This is a genomic window from Actinoallomurus purpureus, assembly GCF_024055795.1.
Taxonomy (GTDB): domain Bacteria; phylum Actinomycetota; class Actinomycetes; order Streptosporangiales; family Streptosporangiaceae; genus Actinoallomurus; species Actinoallomurus purpureus.
In genome coordinates this window covers 40,003-59,655 of sequence record NZ_JAMXMY010000035.1, presented here as the reverse complement: position 1 = coordinate 59,655, position 19,653 = coordinate 40,003, and the positions used below count along the sequence as shown (strand labels likewise).

Here is a 19,653-nt window from a genome sequence, read left to right as displayed (position 1 = left end):
GACCGGGATGAAGTGAGGAGGAGGGGCATGGATCAGTCGCCCGTCTGGCGTGCGATCGTCGTGGGGATCCTGCGCCCGTCGCTGTTCACGCTGTTGAAGCGTGACTGGAAGGGGCAGGACAACATCCCGCGGAAGGGCGGAGTGATCATTGCCGCCAACCACCTGTCGTGGTCCGACCCGCTGGCGCTCGCCCACTTCATCTACAAGGCCGGCCGTTTCCCCGTCTACCTCGCCAAGAGCTCGGTGTTCAAGGCTCCGGTGATCGGCCGCATCATCCGCCGCACCGGGCAGATCCCGGTGTACCGCGAGCGTTCCGACGCGGCGCTCGCGCTCCGCGACGCCGAGAAGGGCCTGCGGTCGGGCGAGTGCCTGATGTTCTACCCGGAGGGCACCTGTACGCGTGACCCGGACCTGTGGCCCATGACGGGCAAGACCGGTGCCGCGCGGATGGCGCTCACCACCGGCGCCCCGGTGATCCCGGTCGCCCACTGGGGTGCGCACGTGCTGTGGCCGTACGGCACGAAGAAGTTCCGGCCGTTCCCGCGCAAGACGATGCACGTCATCGCCGGGCCGCCGGTCGACCTGTCGAAGTACGAGGGCCGTCCCCTCGACACGGACACGCTGAACGCCGCGACCGCCGACATCATGCGGGCCATCGCCGACCTGCTCGCGGAGCTGCGCGGCGAGCCCGCGCCGGAGAAGCTGTACGACCACCGGGAGGCCGCCAAGGCCCGGCACGCCACCGAGACCGAGACCGAGACCGGCGGAAACGACACGGCCGAGACCGACGGAGACGACACCGGCACGACCGACACGGGCAAGGAGGCCAAGGCCTCTTGAAGATCGCGGTACTCGGGGCAGGATCATGGGGCACCGTCTTCGCCAAGGTGCTGGCGGACGCCGGCGGGGACGTCACGGTCTGGGGGCGCCGCGCCGAGCTGGTCGAGGCGATCAATGACCGGCGCGAGAACCCCGACTATCTGCCGGACGTGCGGCTTCCCGACCGGCTGACGGCCACCACCGACGTCGCCGAGGCCCTCGACGGCGCGGCGTACGTCATGCTGGCGGTCCCCGCCCAGACGCTCCGCTCGGGGCTGGCGGAGTGGCGGCCGCTGCTGCCCCCGGACGCGGTGCTGGTGAGCCTCATGAAGGGCATCGAGCTGGGCACCTGCAAGCGGATGAGCGAGGTCGTCCGCGAGGTCGCGGACGTGCCCGAGGAGCGCGTGGCGGTGGTCACCGGCCCGAACCTCGCGCGCGAGATCGCCACGGAGCAGCCGTCCGCCGCCGCCGTGGCGTGCGTCGACGAGCCGACCGCGCAGAAGCTGCAGCTGGCCTGCATGACGCCCTACTTCCGCGCGTACACGAACCACGACGTCATCGGCTGCGAGCTCGGCGGCGCCGTCAAGAACGTCATCGCCCTCGCCGTCGGCATCGCGGTCGGCATGGGCATGGGCGACAACGTCAGCGCGCTGCTCATGACCCGCGGCCTGGCCGAGATCGCCCGGCTGGGGGCGGCCCTCGGCGCCGACCAGCACACGTTCGCGGGGCTGGCGGGAATGGGCGACCTCGTCGCCACGTGCAGTTCGCCGCTCTCGCGGAACCGTACCTTCGGCGAGAACCTCGGGCGCGGGATGAGCCTGGAGGAGGTCGTCAAGGCCACCCGGCAGACGGCGGAGGGCGTCAAGTCCTGCGACGCGATCCTGGAGCTGGCGCGGCGGCACGGCGTGGAGATGCCGATCACCGAGGGCATCGTCGCGGTCATGCACGGCGGGCTCAGCCCAGCCGACGCCGGCCGGCTGCTGATGTCGCGGACCCCGAAGCCGGAACGGTACGGCGTCTGACCTGAGAGCTGCTCTTTCCCCTGAAATGGGGATGAAGGTCACGAGGCGGAATGCCGTGTAATGTCTGTGGCCGCGACTGTCGGTGCAGGTGGGAAGAGGTGGATTGATGAGCAGGATCCGGGTCGCCGTCGTCTTCGGCGGGCGCAGTTCGGAGCATGCGATCTCATGTCTCACCGCGGGCAGCGTGATGGCCGCGCTCGACCACGACCGCTACGAGGTCATCCCCGTCGGCATCGCGCGCGACGGCCGCTGGGTCCTCGCCTCCGGACAGCGGCTCACCATCGAGGACGGCCGGCTCCCGGAGGTCTCCGAGGACGGGCTGCCGCTGGCACTGCCGTTCGACCCGGAGAGCCGTGGCCTGGTCGTCGTGGAGCCGGGGGAGGTGCCCCGCACGCTCGGCGAGGTCGACGTGGTGCTGCCGCTGCTGCACGGCCCGTACGGCGAGGACGGAACGATCCAGGGCCTCCTGGAGCTCGCCGGGGTGCGTTATGTCGGCGCGGGCGTGCTGGCCAGTGCCGCCGGCATGGACAAGGAGTACATGAAGACGATCTGGCGGAGCCACGGGTTGCCCGTCGGCCCGTACGTCGTCGTGAAGGACCGGCAGTGGCGGCGTGAGCGCAAGCAGGTCGTCGACGAGATCAAGGAGCTCGGCTGGCCGGTGTTCGTCAAGCCCGCACGTGCGGGCTCGAGCATGGGCATCACCAGGGTGGAGTCGGAGGACGCGCTGGAGGCCGCGGTGGAGGCCGCGCGCGAGCACGACCCCAAGGTGATCGTCGAGGCCGCCGTGCCGGGGCGCGAGATCGAGTGCGGGGTGCTCGAGGGACTGGACGACGACCTGGCCGAGGCGAGCCTGCCCGCCGAGGTGCGGGTGGGCTCCGGCCACGACTACTACGACTTCGAGGCCAAGTACCTCGACGACGGCCTGGCCCTCGACATCCCGCCGCAGCTGCCGTCCGCGGTCATCGAAGAGGTCCGCAGGCTGTCGGTGCAGGCGTTCGAGACGCTGGGCTGCGAGGGACTCGCCCGGGTGGACTTCTTCTACACCCCCGACGGCGACCTGGTCCTCAACGAGATCAACACGATGCCCGGCTGCACGCCCGCCTCGGCGTTCCCGAAGATGTGGGCGGCGACGGGCCTCGACTACCCGGCCCTGGTGGACCGCTGGATCCGCACGGCCCTGGCGCGTCCTCTCGGCCTCCGCTGAGCGTGCGCACGGCCCCGGGAGAGCTCCCGGGGCCTGCGACGTCGGCGCGGCCTCAGCAGGTGTTCAGCATGTCGGTCAGCGCGGACTTCTCCGCGCTCTGGAGCGTCAGGCCGTAGTACCACTTCACCTGGATCCAGGCGCGGGCGTACGTGCACCAGAACGACGACACTGACGGCTTCCAGGTGCTGGGGTCCTGGTCGCCCTTGGACTGGTTGACGTTGTCGGTGACGGCCCACAGTTCGGGGCCGCCCAGGTCGTTGGCGTACGTCTGGCGCTGCGCGGTCGTCCACGCCCACGCGCCGGACCGCCAGGCCTCGGCCAGCGGGACCATGTGGTCGATGTCGACGTCGGACGCCGCCGTCCACGTCGCCCCGTCATAGGGGCTGTACCAGCTCCCGGAGGTGGCCGCGCAGGCGGAGTCGGTCACGACGTTCGTGCCGTCCCGCTTGAGCACCTCCTCGCGGGTGTTGCAGGTCCCGCTGATGGTGATCCAGTGCGGGAACAGCGAGCGGTCGTAGGTGGACTGGTGGCTCTCGGTGGCGACGGTGAGCGTGGCCAGCCGGGAGGCGGCGGTACTGGCGGACGGGATGTTGGGCGGAGTGGCGTTCGCCGCTCCGATGGTGAACGCCGTCAGCGTGACGACGAGCGCGAGCAGGGCGGTGACGGCGGCGAAGGCTCGCTTCACGAGCTTTCTCCCTCTGTCCGCCGCTCCGGCCAGGCGGGGGTCTGGTCACGTACGGAGCGGCTGACACCCGGAGAGTCGCCGAATGCGATAGATCACGATAGGTCAGCTCTTAATCCTTAATCACGGGTACTTCGTCGCAAGTCGCCCGTGACGACAGGCCGAAAGGCCGGTGCCGCCCGGCTCCGCCGCCGAGTCTTCGGCTCCGCCTCCCGCCGTGTACGGTGCCCCGGCACCCATACGCCACGGAGCGATCGGAGGCGGCGCTCCATACCGGTGAAGATCCGTTGACGACGGTTTAAGCGCCGCGAAACCACACTGAAACAGGCCGAAGTGCAGGATTGAGGTGTTCGAAGGCCAGCGATCGAAGGGACCGAAACGTTGCTGTTCACGCCCGCCGCCCCGGTCCCGACCGTCCACTACGTGCCCGGTCACAATCGCTGGCATCCGGAGATCCCGCCCGTCGCCGAGGTCATCGCGGGCGGCTCCGTACGAATGCAGTGCCAGGGCGGCGACCTGCTGTGCGGCCCGGTCGGAGTGGTCGGCGCGGAGCCCGGCGACCTCCTCATGGTGGAGGTCCTCGGCATCGGCCGTACGGACGGCCGCCCCGCGACCGGTGCGCACCCCGGCGTCCTCGGCCTCGCCCCGTCGCACGCGATGCTGCGGGACCCGGCCGGTGATCCGGCCGGGGCGATCCTCGGCCGCATCGCGCAGGCCACGGCCGATCACGCCCGCATAGCCGCGTACGCCGAGCGGGCGCGGACCTCATGCCGGGCCCTCACGCCCCGGTCACAGATCCTGTTGCCGGTGCACGTGGCCGGGGCCCGCATTTCAGTGGGGGACCTGCACTTCCGCGAACGGGGCCTATGCCGCACCGCCGACGGGTGGATCGACCTGCGGATGCACCTGACCAAGCGGGGCGTCGAACGGTTTCGAGTGACCGAACCCGTGCTGATGCCCCTCACGACCAGCTCTCTCGACGCGACCGTCGCCGGCCTGACCGCCGACGTCGCCTGAAGGCTCGCGCGCACGGCGCGAAGGAGGAGGTGAGTGCCTAGCGGATAGCTCGGATACCGTCAGGAGGCACCGACGCCGGGGGGAGCGATTCGTCTCCCGCACCCCCCGGCGTTTCCTGCGCGCGGAAGGCTCAGGGCTTGACGAAGCAGATCCAGCCGACGTAATCCGTGAACTTGCTGTCGGTGCTGAAGGCACCGTGATGTGCTCTTGGCGGGACGATGCGCATCGCCTTGAAGTGCTTATTATAGAGCTTCATCTTGTATGGGGTCCGGTTCTGGTAGGACTTGACCGTATTGTTGCGGAGTGCGTATGCCGAATTCCTAGTGCACTTATTTAGGAAGAATTTGGGGACTATGGAAGTCATCGAGTGCAGATATTTGGTGCGGTCGTAAACGCAGCCTGTTCCGCTCGGGCAGGCGATCGGTCCGCTCTTGGCTGCGACGCCGTCCGACTGCGCGGTGGTGGGTGCGCCGGGCGCCGTCTTGGTCTGTGCGGACGCGGCTCCGGTGCCGGCCGCGATGGTCGCTCCCGCCAACGCGGTCGCCGTCAGGATTCTGATGCCGTTCTTCGTTCTGCTGATCAATGGCGTCCTTCCCTAGCGGGGAATCGCACTGCGCCAAGACCCAGGCATCCCCGGACTCATGAGCATGCTCACCTTGCCTGACCGCCCATTCCGGCAACAGGGCCTCAGGACCTAATTGCCGGACGCTGGAGTATGACCGCGGACCCAAAGCTCGTGAGCGCAGTGCCCGATCAGCCCAGAGGGGCGGCCTCCCCGCCTTCGCTGCCGCGTGACCGGTGGGGGACCGCCCAGCCGACCGCCACGTGGCCGTGAGGAGGCGACCCGTACGGTCGGCTTGTCCCCGAGGGAAGCTGACCCGCCACGCTGACGGCTCGCTCGGCGAGTTCCTCCGGATCGACAGCCAATGGCTCACAGCGTGGCATGCCGATGCCGGGAGGTGTATCGGGCAGTAACGACGTCGACTGGCTGGCGGACGGCTCCCACCGTTGAGTTTGGGAGTGTCGCCGTTCCGGTGCCCGCGGAAAGGGCGATAATCCCGAACTCAACGAGCGCGCGGGGCGCGTGGTCATTGGCAGGCGGCCAGGGCCGCGTCGATGCGCTGGGCCATCTCCCGCATGCGGCGGGTCGTGAACGCCGAGGCGTCCGCTCAGTCCAAGAGGGGTGTGCGCGTGCCGATCGCGCTTATCGGTCATCCGAACGACGACGCCGTGGATCGCGGGCAGCGGCCTCCCGGCGCGGAGAGGCGGCGGACGCCGCGGGCCTCAGCGGTGGACGGTGATGGGAACCACGCCGGAGGACGGATCATCGGCCTGGTGGGCGCGGATCAGGGCTCAGGGGGCGATGCGTGCGGCGACTCGGGGGGCGCAGGGCCCACGACCGTACGGTCAGCGCGGCGAGGACGGTGAGCGGTGCCAACTCGCCGAGGGCGTAAACCCGTGGTCAGGTGCGAGGCGATGGCTCCGGTGTACGTGAAGAAGCCGCCTGCGTAGGCCCATTCCTCGAGCATCGGGCGGCGCGGAACGACCAGGGCGACCGCGCCCAGTACCGCGCGGTCCGCGCCTGCCTCATCGCCTGCGGCAGTGGCCGGCCGACGCGGCGGCGACCCGCTGGGTGAACGCGCCCGGTTACGCGGCCAGGGGGGCGTCCATGCGCTGGGCCATCTCCCGCATGCGGCGCAGGGCGGCCAGCTCCATCTGCCGTACCCGTTCGGCCGACACGCCGAGGCGTGTGGCGATCTCGCGGCGGCTGTGCTCGGTGCCGTCCTCCAGGCCGAAGCGGGCTCGCAGCACGGTCGCCTCGCGGGGCTCCAGGCGCTCCAGCATGTCGTCGATGATCTCGAGCTGGACGCTCGCCATGGCCTCGTCCTCGGGGGAGGGCGCGGACTCGTCCGCGAGGAGGTCGCCGAGCGAGGTCTCCTCGTCCTCGCCGACCACCGCGTCCAGGCTCGCCGGCGTACGGTCCCAGCGGTCCAGTTCACCGATGCGCTCCACCGGCACGTCGAGCTCGGCCGCCAGCTCCTCGTCGGTCGGCTCCGAGCCGGTCAGCAGCACCAGCTCACGGCGGGCCTTGCGCAGCCGGTTGACGTCGGTGTGCACGGCGCCCGGTAGCCGTACTGACCGGGACGAGTTGGCGAGCGCGCGGCCGATGGCCTGCCGGATCCACCAGGTGGCATACGTCGAGAACTTGAATCCCCGGCGCGGATCGAAGCCCTCCACCGCCCGGATCAGGCCGATCGTGCCCTCCTGGATCAGGTCGAGCAGGCTCAGACCGTCCGTCGGGTAACGCCGGGCCACGCTGACGACCAGGCGGAGATTGGCCAGGATGAAGCGGTCCTTCGCGGCGTCGCCCCGGGTCGCGAGCTCTTCGAGCTCCTCGCGGGTCGCGCCCTCCGGAAGCGTGTCCTCGTCCAGGTGGTTGTGGGCGAGCAGCCCGGCCTCCATGGCCAGGGCGAGCTCGATCTCCTCTGCGGCGCTCAGCAGCGGCGTGGCGGCGATCTCGTCCAGATAGGCCCCGAGCAGATCGCCGTCGGCCGCCCGCCCCGGCCGCCTGATGCGCCTGCTTTCGTTCGTGGTCGCCGCCATGGCCACCTCGCTCTCACATCGAATCCCAAACGGATCAACGCGGATGTGCCCTCTGCTGTTCCGCGATACCCGATTGCGGGCACCCTCAACATGACAGAGAGCACCCGGGGTGTTCCCACAGGTGCTCTCTGCCATGGTGCGTCATGGCGACCGTCGTAGAGGTCTCAGGCGCGGACGGCCTGGATCTCCAGCTGGACGTCGACCTTGTCGCCGAGCAGGGCCTTGTCGCCGGCCAGCGGCACGTTGAACTCGATGCCGTACTCCTTGCGGGAGATCGAGCCGGTGGCGGTGAAGCCGGCGCGGGTGCCGCCCCACGGGTCCTCGCCGATGCCGTTGAACTCGACCTCGAGGGTGACCGGCCGGGAGATGTTCTTGATCGTGAGCTCGCCGTCGACCTGGTTCTTGCCGCCCTCGATGCGGACGCCCTTGGTCTCGAACTTCATCGTCGGGTGGTTCTCGACGTCGAGGATGTCGGCGGACCGGACGTGCCCGTCCCGGTCGGCGTTGCGGGTGTCGATCGAGGCGAGGCTGATCTCGGCGGTGGCGGTGGAGGCCAACACGTCGTCGGCGACCTCGATGGCGCCGGTGAACTCGGTGAAGGAGCCGCGTACCTTGGACATCAGGTGGCGGATGGTGAAGGTGACCTCGGAGTGGGCCGGGTCGATGTTCCAGGTGCCGGCGGTCAGGCCCAGCTCGGCGGCGGTAACGCTCATGGTCGCTCCTGTGCTTGAGTCTTCAATGACTGCTGGAGGCGAGTTTAGTTGAAGTTTCAACTGAACACAACCCCGGCTCGGAACGTCTCCATCCGTCGGCCCACACGGCAGTGGCGACGTACCCCATGCCCGGCAGCCACGGCCGCAAAGCAGGATCGAAGCCCTCATTTTGTCCTCTCGGCCGAGTCTTCACCGAGCATTACGCCGAGCACCGGCCGGCCGGCGACCGGTGGCCCACCGCACCGAGCCGCCCCGGCCGCTCAACGACCGGTGGCCCACCGCAGAGAACCCCCGGCCGCCCGGATCCGCGGCCAGGGTCCGGGCCCGGTGGTGGCCGGCGTCCGAAGGCGACGCATCGTCTCAACATGAGACGCCCCGCGATGGCGTGGCGGGTTTCCATGGAGTCGTGGTCGACGGACCACCCCGCACACATCGAGGAGATCACGATGCTGAAGAAGACGATCGCCGCCCTGGGTCTCGCCGTTGCCGCCGCCTCGGCCGGCATCCTCGCCCAGCCGGCGTACGCGAACGGGCCCGCCACGACGACCGGGGCGCATGGCTCCATCGTTTCGCTCGGCGCGTTCCCGAGCCCGCTCATGGTGACCTACCCCATGAGCGACGGCAGCCCGAGCGGCGGCGCGGGCCGTCGCTGAGCCTCCGGTGACCGGTATCGGTCAGGCCGGCATGGCAGGCCCTGGAGGACAGCCCGTCCGCAGTGGCCCGGAACCCTGGTTCCGGGCCACCGCTTTGCGCGGGGCCGCGGGGCCGCGGGCATCCGGGAGCCGGACCGCCGGGCTCCCGAACGGGTGTGGCCGAGAGGTTCCGCTCCGCGGCCGCCCGATCCCGCACCGCTTCGGAGGTCGCGAACGGGGGGATCACGGGTGAAGAACGTCGTACGCCGCGTCGTGCCGCCTCACGGGCGCGCGGCGCGATTTCCGGTCATCGGTGGGTGTCCGGCGGCGATCCGGACGTAGCCTGAACAGGAGGGCAGGCGAACGCCACCAGCGCCGGGGGACCGGTAGTGATCAATACCTGTGGCGATGCAGACCGCACTGTGGCGAGGGCCAGAGAGTGCTTCCTGGAAGCGGGGGACGCGCCTCGGCCGGCGGTCCGGGCCGGGATCGTGGAGTCATGGCGCCGTTCGCGGCTGTCCGGTGTGCACAGTGACCAGCTCGATCCGCCGTACTTCGACGACCTCGACACCGACGGTGGCCTGCTCCACGCCGCGCGACCCGTGCTCGACCGGCTCGAGGCGATGCTCACCGGGGTCTCCGCCAGCCTCCTGCTGACCGACGCCAAGGGCCGGATCCTCGATCGGCGGGTGGCGGAGCCCTCCTTGGCCGCATGTCTCGACCACCTTCAGCTCGCCCCGGGTTTCGGCTACGGGGAGGAGTACGTCGGGACCAACGGGATCGGGACGGCGATCGAGGCGCGCCAGGTGTACTCCGTCTTCGGCACCGAGCACTTCACCGAACGACTGCACACGATGGCGTGCGCCGGAGCGCCGATTCACAACCGTCTGACGGGGCGAGTGGCCGGCCTGATCGACGTCACCTGCTGGTGCAAGGACGCCACTCCCTTGATGGCCGCGCTGGCGAGCAACGCCGCCGACGACATCGAACAGCGGTTGCTGGAGCTCGGATCGGAGCGCGAACGGGCGCTGCTCACCGAGTTCCTCGGCGTCAGCAGGCGCGGCGGCGGCGCGATCCTCACGGTCAGCGACGATCTGATCATCGCCAACGAGCACGCCGCCCACCTGCTCGAGTCCGCCGACCATACGATCGTCAGGGACAAGGTCGCGGAACTGTCGCGCGCCGGTCGGGAAGTGGTCGACCGCGTGACGCTGGCCCGGGGCGAGCTGGCGATCATGCGAGTCCGTCCGGTCGGGGGGCGGATCGATGGGCCCGGTGCCCTCGTCGAGATCCACGTCGCGCCGGAGGCAAGGCCGCCTCGGCACCTGGTCCGGCCTCCTGAGATCAAACTGGCCGGGACATCCGTCGCGCTCAGCAAAGTGTGCACCGAGCTGGAGACACACTGCCGGGACCGCGCCTGGGTGCTCCTGGAGGGCGAGCCGGGAGTGGGCAAGCTGGCGCTCGTGGAGGCGGTCCACCGCAGCTACGGCCCCGCGTGCCCCTTCGTCGTGGTCGAGCGGCATCACCTCGCCGAGGACCGGGAGGCATGCCTGCTCCGGATGACCGCCGCCCTCGACACGCCGGGGGCCACCGTGGTGCTGCGCTACCCGGAGCGGTATCCCCCGGATGCGCTGCCGGCGCTCAGGGAGTGGATGCGCGCGGCCGCCGAACATCCGGGCCGCCCGTGGGTGGTCGCCACCGCGTACCTCGAGGCCGAGCCGCCGGCGGACCTGTTGCGCGAGCTGCCGGTGACGCTGACCGTGCCGGCACTGCGCTACCGGATCGACGATGTGCGCGACCTCGTGCCCGTTCTGCTGCGCAGGCTCTCCCGCGGCGGCCCGGTGTCGTGCGGACCGGCGGCCATGCGGGTGCTGCTGCGCTACAGCTGGCCGGGCAATGTCACCGAGCTCCTGCAGGCGCTGCGGTTCGCGCTGACCCGCAGGCGGATCGGGCAGCTCCAGCCCCAAGACCTGCCCGAGGCATGCCACGTGACCAGTCGGCGCGTGCTCACCTCGTGGGAGACCACCGAGCGCGACGCGATCGTCCGTGCGTTGCGGGACACCGAAGGCGACAAGGCGGCGGCGGCCGACCTGCTCGGCATCTCCCGGGCGACGATCTACCGGAAGATCAACGCGTTCGGCATCTCCGTCGACGGCCGGTGAGCCCCACGCGCCCGTCTCCCCGGACACCGCGATCGCGCCCGCCTGTCGTAGGCGATGCTCATTCGTTCAGTGAGCGGTCGTAGCGCTACGCATGCAGTGGTCGTTCTTCTAGAATGGCGGATCTATGGACGCGACCTCTTCAGCGGATGAGGCCCAGGGCGCCTCCAAGACGCGCTCGCGAGGCCGCAACCCTCGCGGCCAGGGCGAACGGTTGCGGGACGACATCGTGTCCGCCACTCTGCGGATGCTGGACGAGCTCGCCGACGACCAGGCGTTGTCCCTGCGCGCCGTGGCGCGGGAGGTCGGCATCGCCGCGACCTCCGTCTACATCCATTTCGATGACCGGGACGCCCTCGTGTACGCGGCGTTGGAGCGCTGCCACCGCGACCTGATGCGCGACCTCGACCAGGTCGAGACCGCCTCGGCCGACCCCGTCGCCCGGCTGCGCACACGACTGCTCTTCCTGGGCACCTGGGTCGGCCGGCACTCGGGCCTCTACAAGGTCCTCCACGAGAGCACCCTCAACCAGCGGACGCACCTGACGTTCAAGCAGGAGCTGGCCGAGCGAACCACGGCCGCGGTTCAGCGCTGTATGGACGCCGGACTCGCGCCCGCCGACGACGCCGCAGCGGTGGCACTGGACCTGCGAGCGGCCGTGCACGGCGCCGTCTCCATGCGCGTCAACGAGCCGAATCTGCCCTGGCCGCCGCTGGAGAAGCAGATCGACCGGTTCCTCGCCAAGCTCGTCGGCGTCCGCCTCACGACCGCGTAGGCGGAGCGAGTCAGGATGCCTGAGGGGCCTCCCTTGAGGGGTTGCATTCGGGGGTGACCAGGGCCGTGGATGCTTTGCTCAGCCGCTCGCCCACGGCGCCCAGCCAGGCCGAACCGAGCGTGACCAGGCAGGAGACCAGGACCAGTGCGGTGGCCTTTCCTCCAGAGAGGAGGAGTGCGATGACCGCGGCACTGCTCCCGTAGCCGAGGCAACTCGCGAATACCAGGTCCGTGACGCATGACCGAATGCGGCTTAATTTTAGGCTTGACATAAGCTTTGAATAGGTTGAATCTACGGCCGATAGGGCGCTCTCTTCGATGCCTCCGCCTCGCCACTCAGGAGACCCCAGATGTCATCGGCTTCAACGTCACCACCTCTATGGGCCCAGATCAGCAAGGCATGGGAGATGACGCGGATCAGGGCACGCTCCCTGTTCGCCGCCTGGAAAGCCCCCTTCGACGGCGTCGGCCAGGGCGCTCCGCGGCGCCGCCCCGGATCCGGCCCGCTGCGGTGCCGGGCGGTCCTGGTGGTGACGGCGCTGCTCGGCGCCTGCCTCAGCGCCGTCCTGACCACGACCGTCGCCGGCGCCCCCGCCGCGTACGCCGACACCGTGCCGCCGCCCCCGGCCGGGTGGACGACCGTGTTCGGCGACGACTTCGCCGGGCCCGCCGGGTCGCCGCCTTCGTCGGCGAACTGGTTCTACGACATCGGCACCGGCTACGGCACCGGCGAGATCGAGCAGACCACCAGCTCGACCGCCAACTCCTACCTCGACGGGAACGGTCATCTGGTGCTCAAGGCCATCAACAACGGCGGCACCTGGACCTCAGCGCGGCTGGAGAGCACGCGCGACGACTTCCAGGCCCCGCCCGGCGGCAAGCTGGAGATGACGGCGTCGATCCAGCAGCCGAACCCGGCCGGCGGCCTGGGATACTGGCCCGCGTTCTGGGCGCTGGGCAAGCCGATGCGCGCCGGCGGCGGCTGGCCCGCCTCCGGTGAGATCGACATGATGGAGGACGTCAACGGCCTCAACCAGGCCTCGCAGACCCTTCACACCTCGGCCAACAGCCCCGGCCACGCGCTGATCGCCTGCCCGAACACGAACTCGACCTGCCAGACGGGCTATCACACCTACACGGTGATCATCGACCGCACCAACACGAGCGCCGAGTCCCTGCAGTTCCTGATGGACGGCACGGTGGAGAGCACGATCACCGAGGCGTCGGTGGGCACGGCGGCCTGGCAGCAGGCCATCGACCACGGGTTCTTCATCATCTGGGACCTCGCGATCGGCGGCAACTACCCCGACGGGATCTGCGGCTGCACCACGCCGACCTCGGCCACCACGTCCGGCGCCTCGATGAACGTCGCGTACGTGGCCGCCTACGAGCAGGGCGGCAACTCCACGCCCACCGCGACCGCCACCGGGACGGGCACGGTGAAGGGCATCAACGGCCTGTGCCTGACCAACCAGAACTCGCTGAACACCGAGGGCAACCCGATCGGCGTCAGCTCCTGCAACGGCAGCGCGGGCCAGACCTGGTCGCCGTACAACGACGACACGCTGCGCGTGCAAGGCGGCTGTCTCGACGTCGTCAGCGCCGGGACGACCAGTGGCACCAACGTCGACTGGTATCCGTGTAACGGCACCAACGCCCAGGGCTGGAAGCATCAGGCCAACGGCGAGCTGGTCAACCCCAACTCGGGCCTGTGTCTGACCGATCCCGGCGGCAACACCGGCGCGCGGCTCGACATCGAGACCTGCACCGGCTCCGCGCAGCAGCAATGGACACTGCCCACCAGCGGCGGCAACACCGTGACGGTGACCAACCCCGGCGACCAGACGTCCACGGTCGGCGCCGCGGCCAGCCTGCAAATCCACGCGAGCGACTCGGCGTCCGGCCAGTCCCTCACCTACAGCGCCAGTGGCCTGCCCGCAGGGCTGTCGATCAACTCCTCCACCGGGCTGATCTCCGGCACGCCGACCACGACCGGGACCTCGAATGTCACGGTGACCGCCAAGGACGCCACCGGCGCCGGCGGCTCGACCTCCTTCACCTGGACCGTGAACTCCGCCGGGGGCTGCTCGACGACGAACATGGCGCAGGGTAAGACCGCCACAGCGTCCTCCACCGAGTCGGTGGCGTTCCCCGCGCAAGATGCCGTCGACGGAAACCTGGGCACCCGGTGGTCGTCGGCCTTCAGCGACCCGCAGTGGCTGCAGGTCGACCTCGGCGGTACCCACTCCCTCTGCAAGGTGACGCTGAACTGGGAGACCGCGTACGCCACGGCGTACCAGATCCAGGTCTCCAACGACGCGAACACCTGGACCACCGTCTACTCCACCACCGCCGGAACCGGTGGCACGCAGACTCTCAACATCACCGCCTCCACCCGCTACGTCCGCATGTACGGAACCGCGCGGTCGACCCAGTACGGCTACTCACTATGGGAGTTCCAGGTCTTCGGCTCCTGACCCCCTGACACGCCGCGCCGGGAGTCCCCCGACATCACCAGGGACTCCCCGAACCGGCCCACTAGGCTCTGCCCGGCGGATCACGACGTCGTGACCCGCCGGACAGAACCTAGGCGTTGCGCTCGATCGTGGTGATCTCGACGCACTCGCCGCCGTTTTCTCCGCTGCGGCTCGACTTGCGCCAATCGGCGATGCTCAGGTCCATCGTTCCTCCGCCGTTCTGCGAATGAAATCGATCGACTCGTGTTGGGGCATGGCGTGCGCCTTGATGGATTCCCATGCCTCGGAGAGGACCGCCAGGTCGTCCCGGCTGCTCGTGACGATTCCGCTCACGGCTGTCTCCACGTAGCCCACGTCGTTCCCGTCCACGGTCGCGATGGTGAACGTTCCCAGGTTTCGGGGGTTCACGGCCGAGCGTACAACTTGGATTGTGAGCCGAGGAGAGGTCGCGTCTGCCAGCGCCGTGAGCTGGTCATGCATAACTTTGGCTCCGCCGCGATCCCGGTGGAGCACCGCCTCGTCGATGACGAAGTACAGCGCGGGCGGCGTTTCCCGCTGCCTGATCGCCTGCCGCTCCATGCGGGCAGCGACTGCGGGTTCGTCGTCCTGAAGCAGGGTCCGGGCGTAATCCACCGTTTGAAGTAGCCCGGGGACGAGGGTGAGTGCGAACGACCGGACGACCGTGGCTCTCTTCTCCTCTTCGAGCCAGGGGCGGAACCAGCCCGGCAGTGACTCGCCGTCGAGTTGGTCGTAGACCGCCATCAGGGCCCCGCGGGGCAGCTTCAGGGCCTCTTCGATCGAGGTGACCTGTTCGCTGCGGGGGCGGAGTTGGCCGGTTTCGAGGTTGCTGAGCCAGCCGTCGGAGTAGCCGAGGCGGTTGGCGAGGTCTTTTTGGAGAATTCCGGACGCGTCCCGATATGTGCGCACGAGCCGCCCGAGAGTGACGAGCGTTGGGCTCGAAGATCTGCCCATGACACCCCTTTCGCCGGATTTAACGGTGCTCCACGCCTCTCTGGCGTGCTCTGCACGTATCGGCTCGGCCGCCGATATCGCTTTCAGCGTACGACCTGTTGGCCATTGTGGGGATCGAAATCAGCGACTTAGGAGCCGCCATGACCTCGCCGGACGAGCTCATGCGCTCCATCGACGACTTCCGGAGCATTCTCGATTCGATTGGAACCGGGGGAGTGTCGGTGGCGGCCGATCTCACTCTTCTGGATCGTCTCGTGCGGCGATATCCGGAGGCGGCCCGCAAGAGCCTTGAACTCTACGACACCGCCATTCGTGAGCGTTCCCGAAGAGGAAAGGAATGATCACTCATGTCATTCGCGGAACCGTCGAATTCGAGGTCGGGTACGGGCCGGCAGGAGAAGTGGCGGCCGTTCGGCGGCCGGGTGGCCGCGAGGCGGCCCGGCATGCTGCGGTGGGAGCGCCGCTTCGCCGGAACGCCCGACCAGGTGGGCGCCGCCCGTACGTTCGTGACCCAACTGTTCACCGACGCCCCCATCGCCGCGAACGCCGCCTGGGTGACCGGTGAACTGGCCACCAACGCCATCCGGCACTCGGACTCCGGCCGTCCCGACGGGATGTTCACCGTCGCGCTGTACCGCTGGCCCACCTTCGGCGAGATCCACGTCGTCGACGCGGGCGGCCTCAAAGAACCCCGGCTCCCCGGCCGTGACCCGGTCCAGGCCGCCCTCGCCGACGGAGGCGCCCTCCCCGAGAGCGGACTCGGCCTGTACGGCATCGGTGCCCTGGCCAGCCGGTACGGCACCTACCGGCATCGAGACGGCAGCCGGGTGGTGTGGGTCAGGCTGGCGTTTTCCACGGGACCTTGACGCCGCCGTCGACCTCTCGGCCTCGGCGAGCGGGGCGTGGCCGGTCGGCCGTTCGCCGGGATCCGTCCTCGCGAGGTGTGCGGTTCCGGGCCGCGACGACCCAGGACGCCGGCGCAGCGTGTAATGCCTGGTGGTGGCCGGTGCGCGGGGCGGTGTTCACATGGCGCACATCCGTCGTTCGCCGCGGTCCTTCAAGCTACGCGCGGAGCTCTTACCTGCTGAATCCGCTCTCTGGTCGCCTCCCCGCTTGAAGTCACGTGTCTCGTGGCCTGCCCCAAGGACGAAGATGAAGTCTTCTCAGGTACCCGTGAACCGGCGGCGCTTCCTGCGCACGTCTCTCGGCGCCTCCGCCGCGCTGCTCACCGCACCCACCGCGTTCAGCCTGCTCGCCGACCCGCGGCGCGCCGCCGCGATCAGTGCGGGCACGGGAATCGCCGACCCATCGTCCGCGGCCTTCGTCGATACGTACACCACGAACACCTCCGCGGACCTGACCGCTGCGGGCAACGCGGCCGTGCGCGCCCTCGGCGGCTTCGCCAAGCTGTGGCACACAGGCGACGCGTGGAACACCGGTACCGTCCTCGACCACGAAACGCTGCGCGCCAACATGCGCTACTGCGCCGCGATCACACGGGCGCGTACGGACGAGCAGGCCAAGGACGCGTTCATCCACGACCGTCAGCATCAGAGTTACGGGGTCATCGCCGGACTCGGCCCGCTCGCTCCGTACTACTACACGGGGGCCAAGGCCGTCACCGGCATCACCTCCGCGCCGGACGGCACCCCGGCCGGGCTCGTCGACGACGCCGTGCCGCCCGGCGCGCCGGCCGGATCGGCCATCGGCGCCGGCTCCCCCGACTCCGAGCTCGGCCTCGTCGTACAGCTGGTGAACACCCTGCGCGGGCCGTACGCCTCCGGCAACCCGAGCAAGCTCGCCTACGAGTACCCGCGCCCGTGGCGGATGACCCGGGACAGCACCGTCGTGGACACCGGCAAGGTGGACGCGCTGGGCTTCCCGGTCTACGCGTCGGACGTCATCGTGGCCCCCCAGCTCCTGCGGCAGCGCAGTACGACGCCCGCCGCCGATGGGGGTTTCCCGAGTGGTCACACCAATGCCTTCTACCTCGCCGCGCTCGCCCTCGCCTACGCCGTGCCGGAGCGGTTCCAGGAGTTGGTCGCGCACGCCTCGTACCTCTCCCACACCCGGATCGTGGCCGGAATGCACTCCACCGTGGACGTCATCGGTGGCCGGACCCTGGCCACCGCACTCGCCGCGGCCACGTTGTACGACCCGCGCAACGCGTCCCTCAAGGCCGCCGCGCGGGCCCAGGCGGCCGCGTACTTCCAGACACGGACCGGCAGCACCGCCGACACCCTCTTCGTCTTCGCCCACTCCGCCGCCCCCGGCACCGACCCCTACGCCGATCGCGCCGCCAACGCGGCCCGCGTGACCGAACGGTCGACCTACATCCTGCGGCGGCGCGGGCAGGATGTCCCGCTGACCGTTCCCAAGGGCGCCGAGGTCCTCCTCGAGACGCGCCAGCCGTACCTGACGGCCGATCAGCGCCGCGCGGTGCTCCGCAGCACCGCCCTGCCCGCGGGCCATCCGCTGCTGGACGGGTACGAGGAGTGGGGACGGCTCGACCTCTTCGCGGCGGCGGATGGTTACGGCCGCTTTAAGAGAGACGTACGGGTCACGCTCACCGCGGCCGACGGGGGCCTCGCCGCCGCCGACAGCTGGCGCAACGACATCGACGGCCCCGGCGGCCTGGTCAAGCTCGGCACCGGAACGCTCACCCTCACCGGACGCAACCGCTACACCGGCGGCACGGTCGTCGATGGCGGAACGCTGGTCGCCGCGTCCCCGTACGCACTCGGCTCCGGTGGCGTGCTGCTGCGGCGCGGGACACTCCGGGCGGCGCCGGCCGTCCGGGTGCGGGGTACCTTCACCCAGGCGGCGGGTGGCACGCTGGAGGTGGCGCTGGACCACCACCGTCAGGCGGCGTTGGAGATCGACGGCCAGGCCCGCCTCAACGGCGGCACGCTCCTGCTTTCCCTGGACCCGTCCGCCCGGCCCCCGCACGGCGCCACACTCCCGGTCCTGCGGGCCCGTTCCCTTGCCGGTCGGTTCACCGCCGTCACCGTCAGCACGCCTGGCCTGCGCGCGGAGCCGCACTACACACGCCAGGGCGTCTTCGTACGGCTTTCGACGCGGTAGGTCGAAACGAGGCAGCCGTGATCCCGGCGAGCGGTGACGAAAGAAGCACGACCATCGCCGGGGATCGCTGATCCGCAACCCGGCCCTGCCCCTGTTCGGGCCAGGCCCGTGGCGTGGATCAGGAGCCGGAGCCGACCGCCGACAGATCCCCAACGGAGTCGGCGTAGAAGGTTGATCCGAGATGGAACGCGATCTGCCGGAACGTCCAGCCCTCGCCGGGTGAATGGTCAAGCTGGTCAGGCGTCAGTGTGTTCAGCCGGGCGGACCAGATCCGGCCGAGCCGGGTAAGCCGGCTCTTGGCCTCGTCCAGGTCCTGGTCGGTGAAGGGCGCCAGATCGCCGGGAGTGGTGCTCGCCGAGGCATGCCAGTGATCGGGGATCGTTCGGTCTCCGGCCAGCCGTACCTCCAGCTCTGCGAGGTGATCGATGAGGTGATCGGTGACCCGTCGGATCGCCTTGTGCGGGGTGTAGATTCGCTCGCCGGCAGCTATTGGGCGGCCGTCCCACGCTGTCCAGGTCACCGCTAGCCCGAGAACGTGATCGATCATCGCCATGACGACCAAGGCCGGCTCGCGGGCATCCGTGCCCGGCACCTCATCAGACATCCTGGGACCTCCATCTCGCGAGGCCGAATGGCCACGGAGGCCAACGTAGCTCCCGGATACTTCGGCCCCCATCGAAGCATGGACGCGTTGAACGTCAGTCTCGGTCTCTCCGAGACTGACGTGAAGATCCAGAGCATGCGGGCGCTCACCGAGGAATTCAGGCCGGCTCACCGTCCGCGCACGGTGCCGCCCCGGCTCCGGCGGGAACGCGCGCACGCAGCGCGGTTGGACCTCACGTCGCGCCCTTGCGGGGTGGGGGCGGCGATGTGCCGAATGCTCGGTAATCGCGGCCGCAAATCGGGAGAAAGGCTTCAGGCCCCTGTCTCGATCCGGCTTTCACCGAGAGTTCCGTTCGCGCCGACGACGGAACGACGTCTTCGCCTGGTCGCCGCCGAACCTTTTGGCTGCGGGATAACGGTGGTGCACTTCGAACCGAAGCGCTCCTGACCGTGATCGTCGAGGTTCTTCGTACGCGGAACGACGAAGGACCTCGACGATCACGGCTGGCTCAGTCGGCGACGAGGCGACTCCTTCGGCCTTCCTGTTCACGCTGGCGCCGGACGACGTATGTGCCGGGTACGCAGCCGGTGGCGCCGTGCTCCGGGTGCAGCAGGTAGACGGGAGCTGAGCTCTCGAAGACGCCGATCGCCAGCCAGTCGGCGTCGGTCACCCCTCTCGTCCAACGGCAGGTGCCCGGATCGGCGACGAGCGTGTGCGGATTGCCCCCGGCGGTGCCGCGAAGCAGCTCTACGCCCTCGGCCGCCCCACCGGTGGGCGCGCCCGGAAGAAGAGGACCCCGCCTGGCTGGGCGATGGTGAGAGGGCTGGTGGGTTCCCTTGGCCTGGTCACCTGGTCATCGGCCAGGCGGTCGCTCGCCAAATCCGTCCTCG

The 19,653-nt window shown here is 69.7% G+C and carries 20 protein-coding genes and 1 pseudogene; 12 read left to right on the top strand and 9 right to left on the bottom strand.

Annotated features, from left to right (window positions below; genetic code table 11):
• Window positions 1-27 precede the first annotated feature (27 nt).
• The 3 genes from NE236_RS40875 to NE236_RS40865 all read left to right on the top strand — a co-directional run bounded on the left by NE236_RS40875 (window position 28) and on the right by NE236_RS40865 (window position 3,045).
• Entirely contained in the window at window positions 28-840 is an 813-nt protein-coding gene (locus NE236_RS40875) for a lysophospholipid acyltransferase family protein (protein WP_252847683.1), read from the top strand.
• A complete protein-coding gene (locus tag NE236_RS40870; RefSeq protein ID WP_252847682.1) occupies window positions 837-1,841 on the top strand; it encodes an NAD(P)H-dependent glycerol-3-phosphate dehydrogenase in 1,005 nt (334 codons plus the stop codon). Before NE236_RS40875 ends, NE236_RS40870 begins: the two co-directional genes overlap by 4 nt.
• A 106-nt stretch (window positions 1,842-1,947) precedes the next feature.
• The gene (locus NE236_RS40865; protein WP_252847681.1) at window positions 1,948-3,045 is read left to right on the top strand and encodes a D-alanine--D-alanine ligase family protein; all 1,098 of its coding nucleotides are present in this window, start codon (window positions 1,948-1,950) and stop codon (window positions 3,043-3,045) included.
• A 52-nt stretch (window positions 3,046-3,097) separates the two neighbouring features.
• Here the strand turns inward: NE236_RS40865 and NE236_RS40860 are convergent, their stop codons facing one another.
• Window positions 3,098-3,730 carry an HNH endonuclease family protein gene (locus NE236_RS40860; protein ID WP_252847680.1) on the bottom strand — a complete coding sequence of 211 codons (633 nt, stop codon included), beginning with the start codon at window positions 3,728-3,730 and terminating at the stop codon, window positions 3,098-3,100.
• A gap of 378 nt (window positions 3,731-4,108) precedes the next feature.
• Here NE236_RS40860 and NE236_RS40855 point away from each other — a divergent pair, with 378 nt between their 5' ends.
• A complete protein-coding gene (locus NE236_RS40855) occupies window positions 4,109-4,744 on the top strand; it encodes an acetamidase/formamidase family protein (protein ID WP_252847679.1) in 636 nt (211 codons plus the stop codon).
• 130 nt (window positions 4,745-4,874) lie between these two features.
• Here the strand turns inward: NE236_RS40855 and NE236_RS40850 are convergent, their stop codons facing one another.
• The 4 genes from NE236_RS40850 to NE236_RS40840 all read right to left on the bottom strand — a co-directional run bounded on the left by NE236_RS40850 (window position 4,875) and on the right by NE236_RS40840 (window position 8,061).
• Window positions 4,875-5,327, bottom strand: a complete 453-nt coding sequence (locus tag NE236_RS40850) for a hypothetical protein (RefSeq protein ID WP_252847678.1) — start codon at window positions 5,325-5,327, stop codon at window positions 4,875-4,877.
• Window positions 5,328-6,090: 763 nt separating this feature from the next.
• On the bottom strand, window positions 6,091-6,273 hold the full coding sequence (locus NE236_RS45440) for a hypothetical protein (protein ID WP_372494524.1): 183 nt from the start codon (window positions 6,271-6,273) through the stop codon (window positions 6,091-6,093).
• A gap of 118 nt (window positions 6,274-6,391) precedes the next feature.
• Entirely contained in the window at window positions 6,392-7,348 is a 957-nt protein-coding gene (locus tag NE236_RS40845; protein ID WP_252847677.1) for a sigma-70 family RNA polymerase sigma factor, read from the bottom strand.
• Window positions 7,349-7,512: 164 nt separating this feature from the next.
• Window positions 7,513-8,061 carry a YceI family protein gene (locus NE236_RS40840; RefSeq protein ID WP_252847676.1) on the bottom strand — a complete coding sequence of 183 codons (549 nt, stop codon included), beginning with the start codon at window positions 8,059-8,061 and terminating at the stop codon, window positions 7,513-7,515.
• Window positions 8,062-8,426: 365 nt separating this feature from the next.
• Here NE236_RS40840 and NE236_RS40835 point away from each other — a divergent pair, with 365 nt between their 5' ends.
• The 4 genes from NE236_RS40835 to NE236_RS40820 all read left to right on the top strand — a co-directional run bounded on the left by NE236_RS40835 (window position 8,427) and on the right by NE236_RS40820 (window position 14,103).
• Entirely contained in the window at window positions 8,427-8,714 is a 288-nt protein-coding gene (locus tag NE236_RS40835; protein WP_252847675.1) for a hypothetical protein, read from the top strand.
• Between the two features lie 368 nt (window positions 8,715-9,082).
• Complete coding sequence (locus NE236_RS40830; RefSeq protein ID WP_504915099.1) at window positions 9,083-10,855, top strand: sigma-54-dependent Fis family transcriptional regulator; 1,773 nt, start codon at window positions 9,083-9,085, stop codon at window positions 10,853-10,855.
• Between the two features lie 124 nt (window positions 10,856-10,979).
• On the top strand, window positions 10,980-11,627 hold the full coding sequence (locus NE236_RS40825; RefSeq protein ID WP_252847673.1) for a TetR/AcrR family transcriptional regulator: 648 nt from the start codon (window positions 10,980-10,982) through the stop codon (window positions 11,625-11,627).
• A gap of 349 nt (window positions 11,628-11,976) precedes the next feature.
• Window positions 11,977-14,103 carry a discoidin domain-containing protein gene (locus NE236_RS40820; protein WP_252847672.1) on the top strand — a complete coding sequence of 709 codons (2,127 nt, stop codon included), beginning with the start codon at window positions 11,977-11,979 and terminating at the stop codon, window positions 14,101-14,103.
• Window positions 14,104-14,212: 109 nt separating this feature from the next.
• On the opposite strand, the gene NE236_RS40815 is transcribed toward NE236_RS40820, so the two are convergent.
• Window positions 14,213-14,308 carry a DUF397 domain-containing protein gene (locus NE236_RS40815; protein ID WP_252847671.1) on the bottom strand — a complete coding sequence of 32 codons (96 nt, stop codon included), beginning with the start codon at window positions 14,306-14,308 and terminating at the stop codon, window positions 14,213-14,215.
• Window positions 14,299-15,075, bottom strand: a complete 777-nt coding sequence (locus NE236_RS40810) for a helix-turn-helix domain-containing protein (protein ID WP_252847670.1) — start codon at window positions 15,073-15,075, stop codon at window positions 14,299-14,301. The genes NE236_RS40815 and NE236_RS40810 overlap by 10 nt, the downstream gene beginning before the upstream one ends.
• 140 nt (window positions 15,076-15,215) lie before the next feature.
• Between NE236_RS40810 and NE236_RS40805 the strand changes: the two genes are divergently transcribed.
• From NE236_RS40805 to NE236_RS40795, 3 genes are all read left to right on the top strand, one after another.
• On the top strand, window positions 15,216-15,416 hold the full coding sequence (locus tag NE236_RS40805) for a hypothetical protein (RefSeq protein ID WP_252847669.1): 201 nt from the start codon (window positions 15,216-15,218) through the stop codon (window positions 15,414-15,416).
• A gap of 6 nt (window positions 15,417-15,422) precedes the next feature.
• On the top strand, window positions 15,423-15,941 hold the full coding sequence (locus NE236_RS40800) for an ATP-binding protein (protein WP_252847668.1): 519 nt from the start codon (window positions 15,423-15,425) through the stop codon (window positions 15,939-15,941).
• A 286-nt stretch (window positions 15,942-16,227) separates the two neighbouring features.
• Window positions 16,228-18,159 carry a phosphatase PAP2 family protein gene (locus NE236_RS40795; protein WP_252847667.1) on the top strand — a complete coding sequence of 644 codons (1,932 nt, stop codon included), beginning with the start codon at window positions 16,228-16,230 and terminating at the stop codon, window positions 18,157-18,159.
• Window positions 18,160-18,277: 118 nt separating this feature from the next.
• Here NE236_RS40795 and NE236_RS40790 read toward each other — a convergent pair whose 3' ends face one another.
• The gene (locus NE236_RS40790) at window positions 18,278-18,763 is read right to left on the bottom strand and encodes a hypothetical protein (RefSeq protein WP_252847666.1); all 486 of its coding nucleotides are present in this window, start codon (window positions 18,761-18,763) and stop codon (window positions 18,278-18,280) included.
• 78 nt (window positions 18,764-18,841) lie between these two features.
• On the opposite strand from NE236_RS40790, the gene NE236_RS40785 reads away from it, so the two are divergent.
• On the top strand, window positions 18,842-19,210 hold the full coding sequence (locus tag NE236_RS40785) for a hypothetical protein (RefSeq protein WP_252847665.1): 369 nt from the start codon (window positions 18,842-18,844) through the stop codon (window positions 19,208-19,210).
• Window positions 19,211-19,271: 61 nt separating this feature from the next.
• On the opposite strand, the pseudogene NE236_RS40780 reads toward NE236_RS40785, so the two are convergent.
• Window positions 19,272-19,511, bottom strand: a pseudogene (locus tag NE236_RS40780) (DUF8820 family protein); the annotation flags it as partial.
• Window positions 19,512-19,653: the final 142 nt, after the last annotated feature.